The organism is Klebsiella sp. MBT K-1 (assembly GCF_002556465.1).
GTDB lineage: Bacteria > Pseudomonadota > Gammaproteobacteria > Enterobacterales > Enterobacteriaceae > Klebsiella > Klebsiella grimontii.
On the sequence record NZ_PDEL01000011.1, the window covers coordinates 1 to 21,116 of the forward strand.

Consider the following 21,116-nt stretch of genomic DNA (forward strand, 5'->3'; position numbering starts at 1 on the left):
ATTGGTGGGTCGTGCAGGATTCGAACCTGCGACCAATTGATTAAAAGTCAACTGCTCTACCAACTGAGCTAACGACCCGAGTGGTGGGTGATGACGGGATCGAACCGCCGACCCCCTCCTTGTAAGGGAGGTGCTCTCCCAGCTGAGCTAATCACCCGATACTGCGCTGGATACATCTTTTAGTGGTGGGTCGTGCAGGATTCGAACCTGCGACCAATTGATTAAAAGTCAACTGCTCTACCAACTGAGCTAACGACCCACTATTTTTGCCGCTTTGGGCTTGTTCGATATCCCTTGGCAACGGCGGCATATATTACTGATTTCAGAATTCAGCGCAACAACAATTTAGATAAAGATCGCTTAACTGCTTAGGATTCATGCGACAAGACCAGAAATGATGCGATTTCTGGTCATGCCATAATCATCCGAGTGCGTTAAGGCGTTTTTGCGCTTGTTTGGCCCCATCGGTGCCAGGAAATTTACTGACCACCTGCTGGTAAACCGCCTTCGCTTTTGCGGTATCGCCTTTGTCCTGCATGATAACGCCGACTTTAAACATCGCATCGGGCGCCTTCGGGGATTTAGGGTAGTTTTTCACCACGGAAGCGAAATAGTACGCCGCATCGTCTTTTTTACCCTTGTTGTAATTCAGCTGACCGAGCCAGTAGTTGGCGTTCGGCTGGTAGGTTGAATCAGGATACTTTTTGACGAAGTTCTGGAAAGCCGCCATGGCGTCGTCCTGGCGGGAAGGATCCTTCACCAGCGCAATAGCCGCGTTGTAATCGGTGTTGGCATCGCCGGTTGACGCCGGAGCGCCTGACGAAGCCGCCGGCGCGCTAGCCGCAGCCCCCTGATCGCCCGCTGAGGTCTGGGTTTGCGCACCCGTTGCGCCGCCGCCGCTGCTCAGACCATCGATCTGCAGCAGGATCTGCTTCTGGCGCTCAACAACCTGATTCAGCTGATACTGGCTTTCCTGGATTTGACCGCGCAGGGAATCAATATCGGACTGATTATCGGAGAGTTGCTGCTGGAGTTGGGTTAAAAGCTGGCTGTGCGCATTGGAAATACGCTCGAGTTGAGTGACGCGGTCTTCGACCGAGCCTGAGCCGACACTACTGATTGGCGCCTGAGCAAAAGCGGCCCAGGGGGCCGCTATGCCAACCAGTAACGACAGACTCAACAGATGATGTCTGAAGTTACTGCTCATGCAATTCTCTTAGTAAACCAGTACGGCGCGACGGTTTTTGGCGTAAGCCGCTTCGTCGTGGCCCAGTACTGCAGGTTTTTCTTTACCGTAAGAAACGATGGAGATCTGGTCAGCAGAAACACCTTTGCCCTGCAGATACATCTTAACGGCGTTAGCACGACGCTCGCCCAGAGCGATGTTGTATTCCGGCGTACCACGCTCATCCGCATGACCTTCTACGGTCACTTTGTAAGACGGGTTGCTACGCAGGAAGTTTGCGTGCGCGTCCAGCATTGCAGCGAAGTCAGAACGGATATCGTATTTGTCCAGATCGAAGTAAACGATATTGTTCTGCTGCAGCTGTTGCATCTGCAGACGAGCCTGCTCTTCGGAAGACATGTTGCCGCCGTTAGCGTTACCGTCCATACCAGTGCCGGCACCCAGCATGCCTTCACCGCTCTGGTCGTTGCTGGCGTTCTTGTTAGAAGAACATGCCGCGATTGCCATAACCGGCAGAGCGATCAACAGCCCTTTCAGCACTTTGTTCAGTTGCATTTCTTTGATTCCTTTAATAATCAATTATTTATTATCACAGATACGGCGACCAGGCAGGTGATTTTACCTGTCCATCAGTTGCCGGAAGACGCGCTTTGAAACGCCCATCTGTAGAAACCAGATTCAGCACGGATCCCATCCCCTGAGAAGAGCTGTAGATTACCATAGTGCCGTTAGGTGCCAGACTTGGCGTTTCATCTAAAAACGTTGATGACAGAACCTGTACACCACCCGCTTCCAGATCTTGTTTGGCAATGTGCTGCTGACCGCCGGCCGAGCTTACCATTACCATAGTTTTACCATCAGCGCTCACGTCAGCGTCCTGGTTTTGTGAACCTTCCCAGGTAATACGCTGCGGCGTACCGCCGTTAATATTGACTTTATACACCTGCGGACGACCCGCCTGGTCGGAGGTAAAGGCCAGGTTCTGGCTATCCGGGAACCAGCTTGGTTCGGTGTTGTTGCTACGACCGTTGGTCACCTGACGAATCTGACCAGAGCCCAGATCCATCACGTACAGGTTCAGGCTACCGGTTTTCGACAGGGCGAAGGCCAGTTTGCTGCCGTCCGGCGAGAATGCCGGCGCGCCGTTGTGCTGCGGGAACGAAGCAATCTGACGAACGGAGCCGTTAGCCAGCGTCTGCACAACCAGCGCAGAACGACCGCTTTCGAAGGTCACATAGGCCAGCTTCGCGCCGTCCGGAGACCAGGCCGGAGACATCAGCGGCTGGGTGGAGCGGTGAACGAGGAACTGGTTGTAGCCATCGTAGTCGGATACGCGCAGTTCGTACGGGAACTGGCCGCCGTTGGTCTGCACCACATAGGCGATACGGGTACGGAAGGCGCCCTTGATGCCGGTCAGCTTCTCAAATACAGCGTCGCTGGCAGCATGCGCGGCATAGCGCAGATACTGTTTTGTGACTTTAAATGAGTTCTGCGCCAGCACGGTACCCGGCGCGCCGCCGGTATCAACCAACTGGTAGGCCACGTTGTAGGAGCCGTCAGGGTTTTGCGTAACCTGACCCACTACGACGGCGTCAACGCCCAGCGCAGACCATGCCGCTGGCTGCACTTCCTGAGCGCTGCCCGGCTGCTGAGGCAGACGCGAGCGATCGAGCGGATTAAACTTGCCGCTGTTGCGCAGGTCAGCCGCCACGATACCGCCCACATCTTCCGGCGCAGCACCCTGCCCCGCCCACTGGAACGGCACAACGCCGATTGGGCGTGCCGAGTCGACCCCTTGGGTAATCTCGATGCGTACTTCTGCGTGCAGCACTGCCGCCCACAGCATTAAAAAACCAAATGCTACTCGTAATGCCTGCTTCATCATATCTCCCTTATCCAGGCGGAAAGCCCACGATAATTTAGCAGAATGTTAACAAACTCAAATACACAAAACTACCAAAACCCTGGGACTACCGAAGTTTGTTTTCCCCGCATAAACGGGGAAAACGATTACTGAGGTTTGAAGTCCAGTGGCGCATTTTTGAATGTTTCATAAACAGCCTGCGACGGCGGTTTAGGGAACTTCGTCATCCGGCTCGTTGCCGCCAGCATTTGCTGACAGAACGCCGGATCGCCGCCTTCCGATTTCACACTTAACAGCGTTCCATCCTGAGCCAGATTCACACGTAAAGTACAGGTTTTACCCTTATAGGTATCCCAGTCATAGAGATGACCTTTAATCGCAGCCTGAACCTGTGAAATATAGCTGTTAATCTCAGCCTGGGATGCCCCACCCTGCCCCTGCTTACTTCCTTTAGCAGGAGATGAGCCCCCAGCGCTACCGCTGGTATTACCTTTCGGCGCATTCTTACCGGAGCTCAGGTCGCCGAGAAGATCGTCAACGCCGTTGGCCTCTTTGGCCGCAGCGGCTTTCTTCGCGGCGGCGGCCTTAGCGGCGGCGGCTTTCGCCGCTTTGTCCGCGGCGGCCTTCTCTGCTGCTGCGGCTTTAGCTGCCGCGGCTTTCTCGGCGGCGGCTTTGTCGGCTGCCGCTTTCTCGGCAGCGGCTTTCTGCGCGGCGGCTTTTTCTGCCGCTTTTTCTGCCGCTTTTTCGGCGGCCGCTTTTTCTGCAGCGGCCTGTTTCGCCGCTTCCTGCTGCGCTTTTTTCTCTGCCTGCTGCTGCGCTTTCTTCTCAGCTTCCTGCTGAGCTTTCTTCGCCGCATCGGCTTCGGCTTTCTTCTGCGCGTCCGCAGCCGCTTTCGCGGCTTCCGCTTTCGCGGCTTCCGCTTCTGCCTGTTTCTTCGCATCCGCCGCCGCTTTCGCCGCGGCCGCTTCGGCGGCTTTCGCCTGAGCATCGGCCTTCGCTTTCGCGTCAGCGGCGGCTTTGGCGGCAGCTTCCTGCGCCTCTTTCGCCTGTGCGTCCGCTTTGGCTTTGGCCGCTGCGGCGGCTTTCGCCGCGGCTTCTTCCGCCTGTTTCTGCTGCTCTTTCGCCTCTTTAGCCGCTTCCTGCGCCTGCAGACGATCCTGTTCCAGCTGTTTCAGCCGTTCCTGCTCGGCGGCCTGTTTTTCACGTAGCTCTTCCGCCTGCTGCTGAGCCTGCTTTTCACGCTGCTCGGCAGCGCGGCGGGCGCTGGCCTGCTGCTGCTGTTGGCGGTCATAATTCTTCACAACCGCCCCCGGATCGACCATTACCGCATCGATAGAGGACCCCCCGCCGCCGCCGGCAGAAGCATCCAGATGCTCGTCAAACGAACTCCAGATCAGCAGCGCTATCAATACGATGTGCAGCGCGACTGATACTATGATCGCTCGTTTAAGCTTGTCGTTTTGTTCGGTTGCCTTTGACACTATCGGTTCCCAAAAACTGTTCGCCTGTTCCCGTTATACGACGTCCGCCGCGGGACGCTGTTGTCCCAAAGCCGACATGCTGACGGGCGTGCATATTGCGAGCGATTAGATCGGCTTGGTCATCAAGCCAACCGATTTAACCCCTGCGCTATGCAACAGGTTAAGCGCTTTAATAATCTCATCGTATGGCACCTCTTTAGCGCCGCCGATCAGGAACACCGTTTTCTCATTCGCCTCAAGTCGACGCCTGGCTTCCGCAATAACCTGTTCCGGCGGCAGCTGCGATAGCGTTTCCGGGCCAACTTTCACGCTGTACTGCCCGACGCCGGAAACTTCAACGATCACCGGCGGCTCATCATTGCTTTTCACCGCCTGCGATTCCGTTGCGTCCGGTAGGTCGACCTCTACGCTCTGCGTAATGATCGGCGCTGTCGCCATAAAGATCAGCAGCAGCACCAACAGGACATCCAGCAGCGGAACGATGTTGATCTCGGACTTCAGTTCGCGACGCCCGCGTCCACGTGCTCTGGCCATGGCTTACCCCTTATTGCTTTCGCTGCTGGTAAACGCCTGACGGTGCAGAATAGCGGTGAACTCTTCCATAAAGTTGTCGTAGTTCAGCTCAAGTTTGTTCACGCGCTGGTTCAGACGGTTATAGGCCATAACCGCTGGGATAGCGGCAAATAGGCCGATAGCCGTCGCGATGAGCGCTTCTGCGATACCCGGCGCCACCATTTGCAGCGTCGCTTGTTTTACCGCGCCCAGCGCGATAAAGGCGTGCATGATCCCCCAAACGGTGCCGAACAGACCGATATACGGACTGATAGAGCCGACCGTACCGAGGAACGGGATGTGGGTCTCCAGGGATTCCAGCTCGCGGTTCATCGAAATACGCATCGCGCGCGATGCCCCTTCGACAATCGCTTCCGGCGCGTGGCTGTTCGCACGATGCAGACGGGCAAACTCTTTGAAACCGCTGTAGAAAATTTGTTCCGAACCGGTCAGATTATCGCGACGGCCCTGGCTTTCCTGATACAGGCGAGAAAGCTCGATACCGGACCAGAATTTATCTTCAAACGCTTCGGCTTCACGTGACGCCGAGTTGAGGATACGCGTTCTCTGAATAATGATGGCCCAGGAGGCGATAGAAAAACAAACTAAAATCAACATGATAAGTTTAACCAGAAGGCTCGCCTTCAGGAACAAATCAAGGATATTCATCTCAGTCACTGCTTAAACTCCGCGACAATAGACTTGGGAAGCGCACGAGGCTTCATTAAGAGTGGATCAACGCACACGATAAGAACCTCAGCTTCATTCAAAACGACGTTCTCGGCGTTGACGATTCGCTGCGTGAAAACCAGAGTAGCACCGCGCATTGCGGTTATCTCCGTCTGGATTTCGAGCATGTCGTCGAGTCTGGCGGGCGCAAAATACTCGAGAGTCATTTTGCGAACCACAAAGGCAACTCGTTCAGCCAGCAAAACCTGTTGGCTGAAGTGATGATGGCGCAGCATCTCTGTGCGTGCTCTTTCATAGAAAGCGACGTAGCTGGCGTGGTAAACCACACCACCGGCGTCGGTGTCTTCGTAATAGACCCGAACCGGCCATCGAAACAGCGTTGTATTCACTTTACATCCCGGTAATGCAACAAAAGGTTAGTGCTTTCAAACTTCGCTACTATACGCGCGGGAATCGTGGTTTGGAATGGGGGAAAGTAAACGAGGAGTAAATTTTTATGGGCTTATGCAAGCCCATATGGTTAACAGAGATTTCTTATTCAAAAGAAGAAAAAGAACAGGCCTAAAACGAGCACAATATCAGCGATAAGCGGACAAAAAATTCCCTGCCAGTGAATGGCGCGCGGACGGAAGCCCACGCCGTGGATAACGCCGGTACAAACCGCCCACATCAGCAGGAAACCGTGCCAGATTTCCAGCTCGCTGGTTTTGGCCGCAAAGCGCGACGGATCCCAGAAGATGCAGCCCGCCAAAGCCAGCGCCATCAATAAGGAAAGCGCCCTTAACGGGCGCTTGTCCATTATCGCATACAGAGTAGCGATAATACTCATCAGTGTTCTTCTTTACCTGCTTTGGTCGCTTCCACGTGCTCGAGCGCCAGCGCGGTAATCACCCCAAAGGCACAAGCAAGAAGCGTTCCCAAAATCCATGCGAAATACCACATATATAGCTCCTTACCTTAGTACAGCGAATGGGTGTTCTTTTCGATGTCTTCGCGCGTAATGCGACCGAACATTTTCCAGTAACACCAGGTGGTGTAGGCCAGAATAATCGGTACGAAGACAATCGCTACGTAAGTCATCACGTTCAGCGTCAGCTGGCTGGAGGTCGCGTCCCACATGGTCAGGCTCGCGTTCATCGCCGTGCTTGACGGCATAATGAATGGGAACATGGCGATACCGGCAGTCAGAATGATGCACGCCAGCGTCAACGAGGAGAACAGAAACGCCCACGCGCCTTTGTCCGCTTTGGTCGAGATGACGGTCAGCAGCGGCAGCGCCACGCCCAGGGCAGGAATCGCCCACAGCGCCGGCATGTTATTAAAGTTCACCATCCACGCACCGGCCTCACGAGCCACTTCTTTGGTCAGCGGGTTAGACGGGCCGGTATGATCCATCACCGATTTCACCACATAACCGTCGATGCCGTAGTAGACCCAAACGCCCGCCAGTGCGAAGCCGATCAGCGTCACCAGCGCCGCCACCGTAGAAACGGAGCGGGTGCGCAGGTGCAGTTCACCCACGGTACGCATCTGCAGGTAGGTCGCGCCCTGCGTCAGGATCATCGCCACGCTGACAATACCGGCCAGCAGGCCAAACGGATTCAGCAGCTGGAAGAAGTTTCCGGTGTAGTACAGGCGCAGATATTCATCAACGTGGAACGGAACGCCCTGCAGCAGGTTACCGAACGCCACGCCAATCACCAGCGGCGGCACGAAGCTGCCGACGAAGATGCCCCAGTCCCACATGTTGCGCCAGCGGTTGTCCTCAATCTTCGAGCGGTAGTCGAAACCTACCGGGCGGAAGAATAACGACGCCAGCACCAGGATCATTGCCACATAGAAGCCGGAAAACGCGGCGGCATAGACCATCGGCCAGGCGGCAAACAGCGCGCCGCCGGCGGTGATCAGCCACACCTGGTTTCCATCCCAGTGCGGGGCGATGGCGTTGATCATAATTCGACGCTCGGTGTCGTTACGACCGAGGAAACGGGTGAGCATCCCCACCCCCATGTCGAAGCCATCGGCGACAGCAAAACCAATGAGCAGAATGCCAATCAGCAGCCACCAGATAAAACGCAATACTTCATAATCGATCATTTGACGACTCCTGTCTTAGCGTGCCGACTGAATAGCCGCAGAGGACTGTTCAAAGTGATAGCGACCGGTTTTCAGGCTGCTTGGTCCTTTACGGGCAAACTTGAACATGAGGAACAGTTCAGCCACCAGGAACAGCGTGTACAGGCCACAGATCAGCACCATTGAGAAGATCAGGTCGCCTGCGGTCAGCGACGAGTTCGCGACAGCCGTTGGCAGCACCTCACCGATAGCCCACGGCTGGCGACCATATTCGGCGACAAACCAGCCGGATTCAACGGCAATCCACGGCAGCGGCAGACCATAAAACGCGGCGCGCAGCAGCCATTTTTTCTCACCAATGCGGTTGCGAATCACGCTCCAGAAGGAAGCGCCGATAATCAACAGCATCAGCACGCCGCACGCCACCATGATACGGAAGGCGAAGTACAGCGGCGCAACGGCAGGAATAGAGTCCTTGGTCGCCAGCGCGATCTGCTCTTCCGTCGCGTCAGAGACGTTGTCGGTATAGCGTTTTAGCAGCAGACCGTAGCCAAGATCCTTCTTCACGTCGTTAAACCGATCGCGAACGGCCTGGTCGGTTGAACCGGCACGCAATTGCTCCAGCAGCGCGTACGCTTTCATCCCGTTACGAATACGCTCTTCGTGCTGAACCATCAGGTCTTTCAGGCCGGTAACCTGTTTATCCACGGAGCGAGTCGCAATAATGCCCAACGCGAAAGGGATTTGAATCGCGAAGCGGTTCTCCTGCGCCTTCTGGTCAGGAATACCAAACAGGGTAAAGGCCGCCGGAGCAGGCTGAGTTTCCCATTCCGCTTCGATAGCCGCCAATTTGGTTTTCTGCACGTCGCCCATTTCGTAGCCGGATTCATCACCGAGAACAATAACGGAGAGAATCGCCGCCATACCGAAGCTGGCTGCCATAGCGAAGGAGCGCTTGGCGAAAGCAAAGTCGCGGCCTTTGAGCATATACCAGGAGCTGATGGCAAGAATGAACATCGCGCCGGTCACGTAGCCTGACGCCACGGTGTGAACGAACTTAACCTGAGCGACCGGGTTCAGAACCAGCTCGGAGAAGCTGACCATCTCCATACGCATGGTTTCAAAGTTGAAGTCCGACGCAATCGGGTTCTGCATCCAGCCGTTAGCGACAAGGATCCATAGAGCCGACAGGTTGGAGCCCAGCGCCACCAGCCAGGTAACGGCCATGTGCTGAACTTTGCCCAGACGATCCCAACCGAAGAAGAACAGACCTACAAAGGTAGATTCGAGGAAGAAGGCCATCAAACCTTCAATGGCCAGCGGCGCACCGAAGATATCGCCCACGTAGTGAGAGTAGTAAGACCAGTTAGTCCCGAACTGGAACTCCATGGTCAGACCGGTTGCCACACCCAGCGCAAAGTTGATACCAAACAACTTGCCCCAGAACTTGGTCATATCTTTATAAATCTGTTTGCCGGAAAGGACGTAGACCGTTTCCATGATGGCCAGCAGGAACGCCATACCTAGCGTCAGTGGCACAAACAGGAAGTGGTACATCGCGGTCAAGGCAAACTGTAAGCGCGACAGTTCGACTATATCTAACATCATGACTCCTTGCTCATCGCATGAAGACTCCGAGAGTGAACCCCGTTAGAAAGGGTCACACGCATGCCCCAATACAAATTTATTTGCTTCTTCTCACTACGCCCGTTTTCTCTTTCAAGAATGCGGAGGCACTGAAAAGTTACAAACATGTTAACAAAACACCCAAATTGATCCCGTGATTATATTACGCTGCAAAACCCTTACAATAAATAGGATTTTATTGTGATAAATTTGCAGTTTTCGACAGCGATCAATTTTTAGCGAAAATACCAGATTTCGGCCAATTTGATCCGCGACAATTTAACTCCATTTCGCGGTCTTTTCCAAGTTTTAAACATTGATTTAAATCAATTTTCATTTTAAATGTTAATTATGTATATCGTGTACCTCACAGGTAAACACCAAGTTAACAATATGTTTTTCAAGAGTATCATCAGTTACTGAAAATGATAGTCCATTTATTTCGTCGCTGAGGGGAATTTAATGAGCTGAACGCTGATCGCGTAAATGTGGTTATCAGTCGATAATGCCGCGTAGCTCACAGATTTTTTTTATCAAGTTAACGCCATAAATTTTTTTCTTATTAGATTTATCATTGCATTTACTTAAAATTAACACAATTGCGTAACTATCTCATTATCAAGTAAACGCAGCGCCTCTTTTTCTTTTGGTGATGTAAAGCGTCCTTCTCTTTCGCGGTATCATCTACATCGCGCTTTTACCCTCGCCACGTGACGCTTGCCGCCCCCCTTTTTTCAACAAAAATGAAATATAAATTGCACAAATCACCATTTTATATCTTTAATCTAACAAATTGCCCGCGCCACATATAAAAATCAGCACATAAATTCCGTTACTACGCTCACAGAAAAATTTAAAGAAGTGTATTCATCGCTTATTAGCGAAGGCAAAATCAAGACGAAATATAAAATAAGACCTTGCTCACAAACATCGCATTATATTTATTACCAGGATTCAAGCAGAAATAAATCCAGACAATGAATAAAAATATAACATCATGATATAAAAGATGTTTTTCACGCAAAATCAAAAACGAGAGTTTTTTGAAAGATATTCTGAAAATAGATCAATTGCTTCCCCTCTGCGAACCACAGACACTCCAGCCCTATTAACAGGCGGCCATCATCATCGCTGCAAATATTAGAAAGTCGTTTTTATTTTTTACCATTAGCCTTACAGAGGATTACCCATGAAGAAATCAACACTTGTTATTGGCGTCATTGGTGCTGACTGCCATGCAGTAGGCAACAAAGTCCTGGACCGCGTTTTTACTGCCCATGATTTTCGCGTAATCAATCTGGGCGTGATGGTCAGTCAGGATGAATATATTGATGCCGCCATCGAAACCGGCGCGGATGCCATCGTCGTGTCGTCTATTTACGGCCACGGCGACATCGACTGCCTGGGGCTGCGCGAACGCTGCATCGAGCGCGGTATTGGCGACATCCTCCTTTACGTTGGCGGCAACCTGGTGGTTGGTAAACATGATTTTGCCGACGTCGAGGCCAAATTCAAAGAGATGGGTTTCAATCGCGTCTTTGCCCCAAGCCACGATCTGGAAGACGTCTGCCAGCTGATGGCGAACGATATCAACCAGCGCCACGGCGTTGAACAGCAGTGTCTGGAAGAGGCTATCTGATGCAAACCGTCTCTGTCGATATCGGCTCGACGTGGACCAAAGCGGCCCTCTTCGCACAGGAGGGGGATGAGCTGACGCTGGTAAACCACGTTCTGACCCCGACCACTACCCATCACCTGGCGGAAGGCTTTTTTGCCAGCCTGAACCAGGTGCTCAACGTTGCCGATGCGCGCCCGCTGCTGAACCGCGGTGACGTGACGCTGAAATACTCTTCATCGGCAAAAGGCGGCCTTGCCGTCGCGGCGATGGGGCTGGTGCCGTCTATTACCCTGGAATCAGCGAAAGTCACTGCCCACTCGGCGGGGGCCAAAATCGCCCAATACTACGCCTACAAGCTCAACCGTCACGATATCCAGGAACTGGAAGCCACGCCGCCGGATATCCTGCTGTTTACCGGCGGCACCGACGGCGGCGAGGAGAGCTACGGCCTGGCCAACGCCCACGCGCTGGCGGAGTCAAAGCTTGACTGCGCCATTATCTATGCCGGAAACCGCGATATTCAGGACGAGGTTCAGGCCATCCTCGGCCACAAAGATTTGACCACGGTAGACAATATTCTGCCCGACCTCGATCACCCGAACCCGTACGCTGCCCGCAAGGCGATTTGCGATGTCTTCTTATCCCGTATCGTCAAAGGCAAAGGGCTGGACGTTATCGTCGCTGAAACCGGCGAAGAACCGATGCCGACGCCGTGGACCGTCTACGAGCTGGTGAAAACCATCAGCCATTACGACAGCGCATGGAAAGAGTTCATGCTGATTGACATGGGCGGGGCCACCACCGACGTCTACTCCGCCTGCGCCAACACGCTCTCCCCGGATACCGTTCTGCACGGGGTGCCGGAACCGTTTGTGAAACGGACGGTGGAAGGCGATCTCGGCATGCGCGTTTCGGCGGTCGTGGTCGGTGAAAGTACCCGGGAGCTAGTGAACGCGGTGTTTGCCCACCAGCCGCAGCGTCAGGAGGCCTTTTACCGCTACCTGCGCCATCTGGTCGCGCAGCCGGATTATCTGCCGGTTAACGAGGAAGAAAAATATTTCGACACCGTGCTGGCCGGGCTGTGCGTTGGCTACGCCAGCGAACGCCACGCGGGCACCAAAAAACAGGTGTGCACCTGCGTGGGCAACGTCGATTTACAGATGGGCCGCGATCTGACCACGGTGAGCAAAGTCGTGGGTTCCGGCGGATGGCTCTCCCGCGCCAGCCGCTTCGACATCCAGAGCTGGCTGAAATATCGCGAACTGGATGACGACGGCCGACGCATTCTCTTACCGACCCGGTTTGACTATTACCGCGATGCAAAAGGCCTGCTTCCGCTGCTGGCAAACGTTGCCAGGCTCTACCCCGAGCTCGCCGCTCGCACCAGCATTCACTGTTTAACCCTATAAATGAAGGCAGCTACGAATGGAACTTCGAAATAAAAAATTAACCCATGACGAATTCATGACCGAGCGGCATCAGGTATTGCAGACCTGGCATACCGGCAAGGACGTTGAGCACTTCGAAGATGGCGTGAAGTACCAGCAAACCATTCCTGAGAAAAAACGCTTTTCTCACGCTCTGCTGAAGGCCGACCAGGAAGGTAAAACCCTGAGCCAGCCGCGCGCGGGCGTGGCGCTGATGGATGAACACATCGCGCTGCTCAAAACCCTGCAGGAAGAGTGCGATCTGCTGCCGAGCACCATCGATGCCTATACCCGCCTCAACCGCTACGAAGAAGCGGCGGTCGGGATCCAGAAATCCATCGAGGCGGGGACCTCCAAACTGAACGGCCTGCCGGTGGTTAACCACGGCGTCGCCGAATGCCGGCGGATGACCGAAGCGCTGGAAAAACCGGTCCAGGTACGCCACGGTACGCCGGACGCGCGCCTGCTGGCGGAAATCTCCATGGCCAGCGGCTTTACCAGCTACGAAGGCGGCGGTATCTCCTACAACATTCCCTACGCCAAGCGCGTCACTCTGGAGAAGTCGATTCGCGACTGGCAGTACTGCGACCGCCTGATGGGCCTGTATGAAGAGCACGGTATCCGTATTAACCGCGAACCGTTCGGCCCGCTGACCGGAACCCTGATCCCGCCGTTTATGTCCCACGCGGTGGCGATTATCGAAGGCCTGCTGGCGCTGGAACAGGGCGTCAAGTCGATCACCGTCGGCTACGGCCAGGTCGGCAGCCTGACCCAGGACATCGCAGCCATTCGATCTCTTCGCGAGCTCTCCCACGAGTACTTCGGCAATTACGGTTTCGACGATTATGAGCTGAGTACCGTCTTCCACCAGTGGATGGGCGGTTTTCCGGAAGATGAATCGAAAGCGTTCGCCATTATCTCCTGGGGCGCGGCGGTAGCCGGGATGTCCGGCGCCACTAAAGTAATCACCAAGAGCCCGCACGAAGCGTTCGGTATTCCCACCGCGGCAGCCAACGCGCAGGGGCTGAAGGCCTCCCGCCAGATGCTCAATATGGTCAGCGATCAGAAGTTCCCGCCGTGCGCCGCCGTTGATCAAGAAGTGGAACTGATTAAAAGCGAAGTCCGCGCAGTACTGAAGAAAGTGTTCGAGCTGGGCAACGGCGATATCGCCCGCGGTACGGTGCTGGCCTTCGAGGCGGGCGTTCTGGACGTGCCTTTCGCTCCGGCTTCCTGCAACGCCGGCAAAATTCTGCCGGTTCGCGACAATTCCGGCGCTATCCGCGTGCTTGAAGCCGGCGCGGTACCGCTGCCGAAAGACATCCTCGCCCTGCACCACGATTACGTCGCCGAACGCGCGCAATTTGAAGGACGCAAACCCTCATTCCAGATGGTTGTTGATGACATTAACGCGGTATCCCACAGTAAATTAATAGGAAGACCATAATGAAAATTAAACAGGCCCTTTTCACCGCTGGCTACTCTTCATTCTATTTTGACGATCAGCAGGCGATTAAAAACGGCGCGGGTCATGATGGATTCATTTATACCGGTGCTCCGGTAACGCCAGGCTTCACCTCGGTACGCCAGGCGGGTGAATGCGTGTCCGTCCAGCTGATTCTGGAAAACGGTGCGGTGGCGGTCGGCGACTGTGCCGCCGTACAGTACTCGGGCGCGGGCGGCCGCGACCCGCTGTTCCTCGCGGAAAATTTTATCCCGTTCCTCAACGATCATATTAAACCGCTGCTGGAAGGCCGCGATGTCGATACCTTCCTGCCGAACGCCCGCTTCTTCGACAAGCTGCGCATCGACGGCCATCTGCTGCATACCGCCGTCCGCTATGGTCTTTCCCAGGCGCTGCTCGATGCGACCGCGCTGGCCAGCGGTCGCCTGAAGGCGGAGGTGGTTTGCGACGAATGGCAGCTGCCCTGCATCCCGGAAGCGATTCCGTTATTTGGTCAGAGCGGCGACGATCGCTACATCGCCGTGGACAAAATGATCCTCAAGGGCGTTGACGTCCTGCCGCATGCGCTGATCAACAACGTCGAAGAGAAGCTGGGCCTGAAAGGCGAAAAGCTGCGTGAGTACGTGCGCTGGCTGTCCGATCGCATCCTGAGCCTGCGCGCCAGCCCCCGCTATCGCCCGACGCTGCATATCGACGTATACGGCACCATCGGCCTGATTTTCGATATGGACCCGGTTCGCTGCGCCGACTATATCGCCAGCCTGGAGAAAGAGGCGCAGGATCTACCGCTGTATATAGAAGGCCCGGTGGATGCGGGTAACAAACCGGACCAGATCCGCATGCTGACCGCCATTACCAAAGAGCTGACCCGCCTCGGTTCCGGCGTAAAAATTGTCGCCGACGAGTGGTGCAACACCTACCAGGACATCGTTGACTTTACCGATGCCGGCAGCTGCCACATGGTGCAGATCAAAACCCCGGATCTCGGCGGCATTCATAACATCGTGGACGCGGTGCTGTACTGCAACAAACACGCGATGGAAGCCTATCAGGGCGGTACCTGTAACGAAACCGAGATCAGCGCCCGCACCTGCGTTCACGTCGCGCTGGCTGCGCGTCCGATGCGCATGCTGATCAAGCCGGGTATGGGCTTCGACGAAGGTCTCAACATCGTGTTTAACGAAATGAACCGCACCATCGCGCTGTTGCAGGCTAAGGATTAAGAGATGGCTCGTACCTTTAAGATCTTATCGCCCACGGCTATCCTCGGCTATGGCTTCCCGGAAGAGAGCTTTCGTAAAGCCATGGAAGAGTCGCCGGATCTGATTGCCGTTGACGCCGGTTCATCCGATCCTGGCCCCCACTACCTGGGGGCGGGCAAACCCTTTACCGACCGGGCCGGGGTGAAACGCGATCTGCGCTATATGATCGTGGCCGGCGTGAAAAACAATATCCCGGTGGTGATCGGCACCGCCGGAGGATCCGGCGCCGCGCCGCATCTGGAGTGGTGTCGGCAGATAATCCATGAGATTGCGCAGGAAGAACATCTGTCATTCTCCCTGGCGTTGATTCCGTCTGATGTCGATAAAGCGATCGTTCATCAGGCGCTGGATAACGGCAAAATCACTGCCCTGGATTTTGTGCCGGAGCTGACTCATGAGGCCATTGAAGAGAGCACCTATATCGTCGCCCAGATGGGGATCGAACCCTTCCAGCGGGCGCTGAAGGCCGGCGCCCAGGTAGTGCTGGGCGGGCGGGCGTACGATCCGGCCTGCTTCGCGGCGCTGCCGATCATGCAGGGCTTTGATGAAGGTCTGGCCCTGCACTGCGGCAAAATTCTCGAGTGCGCGGCCATAGCCGCCACGCCGGGCTCCGGATCCGATTGCGCTATGGGGATTATCGACGACAACGGCTTTACGCTGAAAGCGTTCAATCCAAAGCGTAAGTTTACCGAAACGTCTGCGGCGGCGCATACGCTGTACGAGAAGTCCGATCCGTATTTCCTGCCCGGTCCGGGCGGCGTGCTGAACCTGAAAGGATGCACCTTCACAGCCGTCAACGAGGGCGAAGTGTACGTCAGCGGTTCTCGTCATGAAACGACGCCGTACGCGCTGAAGCTGGAAGGCGCACGCCAGGTCGGCTTCCGCTGCCTGACCATTGCCGGAACGCGCGATCCGATCATGATTGCCGGGATCGACACGATTCTCGAAGAGGTACAGGCCAGCGTTAAGCGCAACCTCTCGCTCGCTGACGACAGCATCCGCATGACCTTCCATCTGTATGGAAAAAACGGCGTGATGGGCAATCACGAGCCGATGAAAACCGCCGGGCATGAACTGGGCATTTTGCTCGATGTCGTTGCGCCGACCCAGGATATCGCCAACAGCGTCTGCTCGCTGGTGCGCTCTACCCTGCTGCACTACGGCTATGAAAACCGCATTGCGACCGCGGGCAACCTCGCCTTCCCGTTCTCGCCTTCCGATATTCAGAGCGGCCCGGTATACGAGTTCTCAATTTATCACCTGATTGAAGCCAGCGACGCGCTGCGCTTTGACTTCCATATCGAACAGGTGACGCCAGAAGGAGTTCAGGCATGAAACAATCCCTATGCTCACTGGCGCAGGTGATCCGTTCCAAAAACGCCGGACCGTACGAACTGGTTTTAGATATTTTATTTAAAACCCGGGAGGATTATCAGCGGGTAAAACGTTCTGAACTATTAACTCCGCAGCTCATTGCCGGTTTATATAACGTGAAGCCTGATTTTATTCATCGTATTGTCTGGTTCGATCCGGCCAACGCGGTAAAAATCGTCATGCCACGGACTATTATTTCCGGCAACGTCGGAGACAATGATGTTTATGGCGCTCAGCAGCATGCGCCGTTATTAAGTATTGAGTTCGACCTGTAATTTCTAAAATACAACAACATCCATTGGGGTACAGGATTTCGCTGTATCACTGTATTCCAGACAATTTATGCGGTTGGTCACCACAGGCGTACGTCTGCGCTGCTACCTGGCGCGGGCGTACGCCGCCCTACACCACTTCACCGACTAACCCTGTTCCGATGGAGTAAATATGAAAAAAATAAGTTTAACCAAAATGATCATATTAGGCCTGATACTCGGCATGATTGCCGGGGTGATCATTAATAATATGGCATCAGCAGATACAGCAAAATCCTATGCGCAGGATATCTCCATCTTTACCACTATATTTTTACGCATGGTAAAAATGATTATCGCCCCGCTGGTAATATCAACGCTGGTGGTCGGTATCGCCAAAATGGGCGATGCGAAAACGCTCGGGCGCATATTCTCTAAAACCTTTTTCCTGTTTATTTGCGCCTCGCTGCTGTCGATTGCGCTGGGTCTGGTGATCGTCAATCTGTTCCAGCCAGGCGCGGGCATCAACTTCGTCCCCCACGATGCCGGAGCCGTGGCCGCCGTTCAGTCCGAACCCTTCACCCTGAAAGTGTTTATCTCGCACGCGGTGCCAACCAGCATCGTTGATGCGATGGCGCGCAACGAAATTCTGCAAATCGTGGTGTTCTCCATTTTCCTCGGCTGCAGCCTGGCGGCGATCGGCGAAAAAGCCGAGCCCATCGTGAAGGTGCTTGATTCACTGGTGCACGTGATGCTGAAGCTAACGGGATACGTCATGCTGTTCGCGCCGTTGACCGTTTTCGCCGCCATCTCCGGGCTGATTGCCGAACGCGGTCTGGGCGTGATGGTCAGCGCCGGGATCTTTATGGGCGAGTTCTACCTGACGCTGGGCATGCTGTGGGCGATCCTGATTGGCCTGTCGACGGTGATTGTCGGCCCGTGCATCAGCCGTCTGACCAAAGCGATCTTCGAGCCCGCGCTGCTGGCTTTCACCACATCCAGCTCAGAAGCCGCCTTCCCAGGCACCCTCGATAAGCTGGAAAAATTTGGCGTCTCTTCCAAAATCGCCAGCTTCGTCCTGCCCATCGGTTACTCCTTTAACCTGGTGGGCTCCATGGCCTACTGCTCGTTCGCCACGGTGTTTATCGCCCAGGCCTGCAACGTCCATCTTAGCATGGGCGAGCAGATCACCATGCTGCTGATCCTGATGCTGACCTCGAAAGGAATGGCGGGCGTGCCGCGCGCGTCAATGGTGGTTATCGCCGCTACGCTGAACCAGTTCAACATTCCGGAAGCGGGCCTGATTTTGCTGATGGGAGTCGATCCGTTCCTCGATATGGGACGCTCCGCCACCAACGTGATGAGTAACGCCATGGGCGCCGCCATCGTTGGCCGCTGGGAAGGCGAGCATTACGGTGAAGGCTGCCGCGGCACCGCCCCGGTCAAAAAACCGGAGCAGGATCGCCCTGCCAGCGAAACGTCCGAAGTGGCGATGTCCTGACAGCAACATGGCTATGAGCCCCAGGCCGGATACGTCCGGCCCGGTTCCCTCCAATCATCCCAACAGGACACACCATGAACGTAAAATTTCTCGGCGCCTGCATCTTAACCGCCAGCTTACTGTTTGGCGCCGCCGCGCAGGCGCAAAGCGAGCCGGACTACGCCAGCATTATCGAGCAGGCGCATCAGAAATATAAGAGCAACCACGATGGTAAAGTCGCCGACTATATCCCTGCTCTGGCGAGCTATAGCCCGAATAATTTCGCCATTACGCTCGCCACGGTCGAAGGCAAAATTTACCAGACCGGCGACGTGAAAAAAGCCTTTCCGATGGAATCCCTGAGCAAAGTCTTCACCCTGGCGCTGGCGATGGAACAGCGCGGGCCGCAGGAGGTGCTGGATAAACTTGGCGCCAATGCCACCGGCCTGCCCTTTAACTCCGGCTTAGCCGTGGAGCTCACGCAAGGCGCGCCGGAGAACCCGTTGGTTAACGCCGGCGCCATGAGTACCGTGAGCCTGATTGCGGCGAAAGACAAAACCGAACGCTGGAACAACATTCTCAACAACCTTAACGCCTGGGCCGATAGCTCGCTGCGCGTTAATGAGCCGGTATTTCAATCCGAAATGGAGACCAACCAGCATAACCAGGCGCTGGCGATGCTGATGAAGTCATACCACAGCTTTTATGGCGACCCTCAGGAAGCCGTCGAAATCTATACCCGCCAGTGTTCGGTGGATGTCACCGTCGAGCAGCTCGCCAAAATGGGGGCCGTACTCGCCAATAAGGGCAAATCGCCGTTCAACGGCAAGCAGTTGCTTAATGAACGCTACGTCCCGCAGGTGCTGGCGGAAATGGCGATTGCCGGACTGTACGACGGCAGCGGCAAATGGCTCTACACCGTCGGTATCCCGGCGAAATCGGGGGTCGCCGGCGGAATGGTCGCCGTCGTTCCCGGGCAATACGCTATCGCCGTCTACTCTCCTCCGCTGGATGCAGCCGGTAACAGCGTCCGCGCCCAGCAGACCATCGAGTATGTCGCGCATGCGACGCAGGCCAATCTCTTTATAGCGAAATAGTGAGAAGTAAAATGTCGAAACCCTTTGTCTGGCAGGAACTTTTTGTTCAGAGTAACGATAATACCGAATATGAATTACTAACAAATCAATATGTTAAAGTGACAGAGTTAGATGGGGAAGAGGTTATCAAGGTTGCGCCGGAAGCGTTAACATTGCTGGCTCAGCAGGCATTTTATGAGGCTTCATTTTTCCTGCGCGCCGGGCATTTAAAGCAGATCGCCAGCATCCTGCACGACCCGCAGGCCAGCAGCAACGATAAATACGTTGCGCTACAGCTGCTGCGCAACGCCGAAGTCTCAGCAAAAGGCGTGCTGCCAAACTGCCAGGATACCGGGACCGCCACCATCGTCGCGAGCAAAGGCCAGAACGTCTGGACCGGCGGCAACGACGCTGAGGCCCTGAGCCAGGGCATCTACACCACCTTTCAGGAAAACAATTTACGCTATTCGCAAAATGCCCCCCTTGATATGTACACTGAGGTCAACACGCAGACTAACCTGCCCGCGCAGATCGACATCAGCGCCGCGCCGGGGAGCGAATACCGCTTCCTTTTCGTCAATAAAGGCGGCGGTTCGGCGAACAAAGCCGCGCTATTTCAGGAAACAAAATCTATCCTGCAGCCGGAAAAACTCACCGCCTTTCTGACTGAAAAGATGAAAGCGCTGGGCACCGCCGCCTGTCCGCCGTACCACATCGCCTTCGTTGTGGGCGGTCTCTCGGCCGATCAGGCGTTGAAGGTTGCCAAACTGGCTTCGACAAAATATTACGACAACCTGCCGACCAGCGGAAACGAACTGGGGCAGGCGTTTCGCGATACGTCGCTGGAAGCGGTGCTGCTCAAAGCCAGCCGCGAGTTCGGCATTGGCGCGCAGTTTGGCGGCAAATACTTCGCCCATGATATTCGCGTGATTCGCCTGCCGCGGCACGGTGGCTCCTGCCCGATCGCAATGGCCCTTTCCTGCTCCGCCGACCGGAACATCAAAGCCAAAATCAACAAACACGGCATCTGGCTGGAGAAGCTGGAGCATAATCCGGGCAAGTTTATCCCTGATTCTCAGCGTATCGAAAACGGGGCTCAAAGCGTTCAGCTCGATCTGAACCGGCCGCTGCGCGAAATTCTCCGCGAGATGTCAACGCTGCCCGTGGGCACCCGACTGTCGCTGAGCGGTCCGATCGTCGTCGCCCGCGACATCGCCCATGCCAAACTCAAAGAGCGCCTCGATAACGGCGAACCGATGCCGGAGTACATGCGCAATCATATCGTTTACTACGCAGGCCCGGCGAAAACGCCGAATAATCTGGCCTGCGGCTCACTCGGCCCTACCACTGGCGGACGCATGGATGGGTACGTCGATGCTTTCCAGGCGGCAGGCGGTAGTCTCATCATGCTTTCCAAAGGCAACCGCAGCCAGCAGGTAACCGACGCCTGCCATAAACACGGCGGCTTTAATCTCGGCAGTATTGGCGGCGCGGCGGCCCTGCTGGCGCAGCAGTATGTGAAAAGTTTACGCTGCCTTGAGTATCCGGAGCTGGGGATGGAAGCGGTGTGGATGATGGAAGTCGATAACCTGCCGGCGTTTGTGCTGGTCGACGATAAAGGCAATAACTTCTTCAGCCAGTTCGAGCATCAGCATCGCTGCGCAACCTGCCCGGCGGGGCATTAAGGAGGG

Annotated in this window: 20 protein-coding genes and 3 tRNA genes; 9 read left to right on the forward strand and 14 right to left on the reverse strand. The window is 55.2% G+C overall.

What is annotated here, in order from left to right; genetic code table 11:
- Positions 1-2: 2 nt before the first annotated feature.
- The 14 genes from CMQ96_RS17120 to cydA form a co-directional block, all read right to left on the reverse strand.
- A tRNA-Lys gene (locus CMQ96_RS17120) sits at positions 3-78 on the reverse strand.
- A 3-nt stretch (positions 79-81) separates the two neighbouring features.
- Positions 82-157, reverse strand: a tRNA-Val gene (locus CMQ96_RS17125).
- A gap of 26 nt (positions 158-183) precedes the next feature.
- Positions 184-259 (reverse strand) — tRNA-Lys (locus tag CMQ96_RS17130).
- Between the two features lie 162 nt (positions 260-421).
- The gene (gene cpoB / locus CMQ96_RS17135) at positions 422-1,207 is read right to left on the reverse strand and encodes a cell division protein CpoB (RefSeq protein ID WP_004133399.1); all 786 of its coding nucleotides are present in this window, start codon (positions 1,205-1,207) and stop codon (positions 422-424) included.
- 9 nt (positions 1,208-1,216) lie between these two features.
- Positions 1,217-1,741 (reverse strand): peptidoglycan-associated lipoprotein Pal, encoded by a 525-nt coding sequence (gene pal, locus CMQ96_RS17140; RefSeq protein ID WP_004100337.1) that lies wholly within the window; start codon positions 1,739-1,741, stop codon positions 1,217-1,219.
- Positions 1,742-1,775: 34 nt separating this feature from the next.
- Entirely contained in the window at positions 1,776-3,068 is a 1,293-nt protein-coding gene (gene tolB, locus CMQ96_RS17145) for a Tol-Pal system beta propeller repeat protein TolB (RefSeq protein WP_004133400.1), read from the reverse strand.
- Between the two features lie 128 nt (positions 3,069-3,196).
- Positions 3,197-4,531, reverse strand: a complete 1,335-nt coding sequence (gene tolA / locus CMQ96_RS17150; RefSeq protein ID WP_098067050.1) for a cell envelope integrity protein TolA — start codon at positions 4,529-4,531, stop codon at positions 3,197-3,199.
- A 105-nt stretch (positions 4,532-4,636) separates the two neighbouring features.
- Positions 4,637-5,065 carry a colicin uptake protein TolR gene (gene tolR / locus CMQ96_RS17155; RefSeq protein WP_004130580.1) on the reverse strand — a complete coding sequence of 143 codons (429 nt, stop codon included), beginning with the start codon at positions 5,063-5,065 and terminating at the stop codon, positions 4,637-4,639.
- Positions 5,066-5,068: 3 nt separating this feature from the next.
- Complete coding sequence (gene tolQ / locus CMQ96_RS17160; protein WP_004100332.1) at positions 5,069-5,761, reverse strand: Tol-Pal system protein TolQ; 693 nt, start codon at positions 5,759-5,761, stop codon at positions 5,069-5,071.
- Positions 5,758-6,162, reverse strand: a complete 405-nt coding sequence (ybgC, locus tag CMQ96_RS17165; protein WP_004130578.1) for a tol-pal system-associated acyl-CoA thioesterase — start codon at positions 6,160-6,162, stop codon at positions 5,758-5,760. Before ybgC ends, tolQ begins: the two co-directional genes overlap by 4 nt.
- Positions 6,163-6,311: 149 nt before the next feature.
- Positions 6,312-6,602 carry a cyd operon protein YbgE gene (gene ybgE, locus CMQ96_RS17170; RefSeq protein ID WP_004100327.1) on the reverse strand — a complete coding sequence of 97 codons (291 nt, stop codon included), beginning with the start codon at positions 6,600-6,602 and terminating at the stop codon, positions 6,312-6,314.
- Complete coding sequence (gene cydX / locus CMQ96_RS17175) at positions 6,602-6,715, reverse strand: cytochrome bd-I oxidase subunit CydX (protein WP_004100325.1); 114 nt, start codon at positions 6,713-6,715, stop codon at positions 6,602-6,604. The genes ybgE and cydX overlap by 1 nt, the downstream gene beginning before the upstream one ends.
- A gap of 15 nt (positions 6,716-6,730) precedes the next feature.
- Positions 6,731-7,870, reverse strand: a complete 1,140-nt coding sequence (gene cydB / locus CMQ96_RS17180; RefSeq protein ID WP_004133408.1) for a cytochrome d ubiquinol oxidase subunit II — start codon at positions 7,868-7,870, stop codon at positions 6,731-6,733.
- Between the two features lie 15 nt (positions 7,871-7,885).
- Positions 7,886-9,454, reverse strand: coding sequence for a cytochrome ubiquinol oxidase subunit I (gene cydA, locus CMQ96_RS17185; protein WP_098067051.1), 1,569 nt, complete (start codon positions 9,452-9,454; stop codon positions 7,886-7,888).
- Between the two features lie 1,210 nt (positions 9,455-10,664).
- On the opposite strand from cydA, the gene glmS reads away from it, so the two are divergent.
- The 9 genes from glmS (at position 10,665) to CMQ96_RS17230 (ending at position 21,110) form a co-directional block, all read left to right on the forward strand.
- Positions 10,665-11,114 (forward strand): methylaspartate mutase subunit S, encoded by a 450-nt coding sequence (gene glmS / locus CMQ96_RS17190; protein ID WP_049087170.1) that lies wholly within the window; start codon positions 10,665-10,667, stop codon positions 11,112-11,114.
- Positions 11,114-12,502 (forward strand): methylaspartate mutase accessory protein GlmL, encoded by a 1,389-nt coding sequence (glmL, locus tag CMQ96_RS17195; protein WP_049087169.1) that lies wholly within the window; start codon positions 11,114-11,116, stop codon positions 12,500-12,502. Before glmS ends, glmL begins: the two co-directional genes overlap by 1 nt.
- A gap of 16 nt (positions 12,503-12,518) precedes the next feature.
- Entirely contained in the window at positions 12,519-13,964 is a 1,446-nt protein-coding gene (locus CMQ96_RS17200; RefSeq protein WP_024358777.1) for a methylaspartate mutase subunit E, read from the forward strand.
- Positions 13,964-15,205, forward strand: a complete 1,242-nt coding sequence (locus CMQ96_RS17205; RefSeq protein WP_098067052.1) for a methylaspartate ammonia-lyase — start codon at positions 13,964-13,966, stop codon at positions 15,203-15,205. Before CMQ96_RS17200 ends, CMQ96_RS17205 begins: the two co-directional genes overlap by 1 nt.
- A 3-nt stretch (positions 15,206-15,208) precedes the next feature.
- Positions 15,209-16,579, forward strand: a complete 1,371-nt coding sequence (locus tag CMQ96_RS17210) for an acyclic terpene utilization AtuA family protein (RefSeq protein ID WP_024358779.1) — start codon at positions 15,209-15,211, stop codon at positions 16,577-16,579.
- A complete protein-coding gene (locus CMQ96_RS17215) occupies positions 16,576-16,893 on the forward strand; it encodes a DUF4387 domain-containing protein (RefSeq protein WP_004133422.1) in 318 nt (105 codons plus the stop codon). Before CMQ96_RS17210 ends, CMQ96_RS17215 begins: the two co-directional genes overlap by 4 nt.
- A gap of 169 nt (positions 16,894-17,062) precedes the next feature.
- Positions 17,063-18,370, forward strand: a complete 1,308-nt coding sequence (locus tag CMQ96_RS17220) for a dicarboxylate/amino acid:cation symporter (RefSeq protein ID WP_004133424.1) — start codon at positions 17,063-17,065, stop codon at positions 18,368-18,370.
- A gap of 74 nt (positions 18,371-18,444) precedes the next feature.
- Entirely contained in the window at positions 18,445-19,446 is a 1,002-nt protein-coding gene (glsA, locus tag CMQ96_RS17225) for a glutaminase A (RefSeq protein ID WP_004133425.1), read from the forward strand.
- 11 nt (positions 19,447-19,457) lie between these two features.
- Positions 19,458-21,110 carry a class I fumarate hydratase gene (locus CMQ96_RS17230; protein ID WP_098067053.1) on the forward strand — a complete coding sequence of 551 codons (1,653 nt, stop codon included), beginning with the start codon at positions 19,458-19,460 and terminating at the stop codon, positions 21,108-21,110.
- The last annotated feature ends 6 nt before the right edge of the window (positions 21,111-21,116 follow it).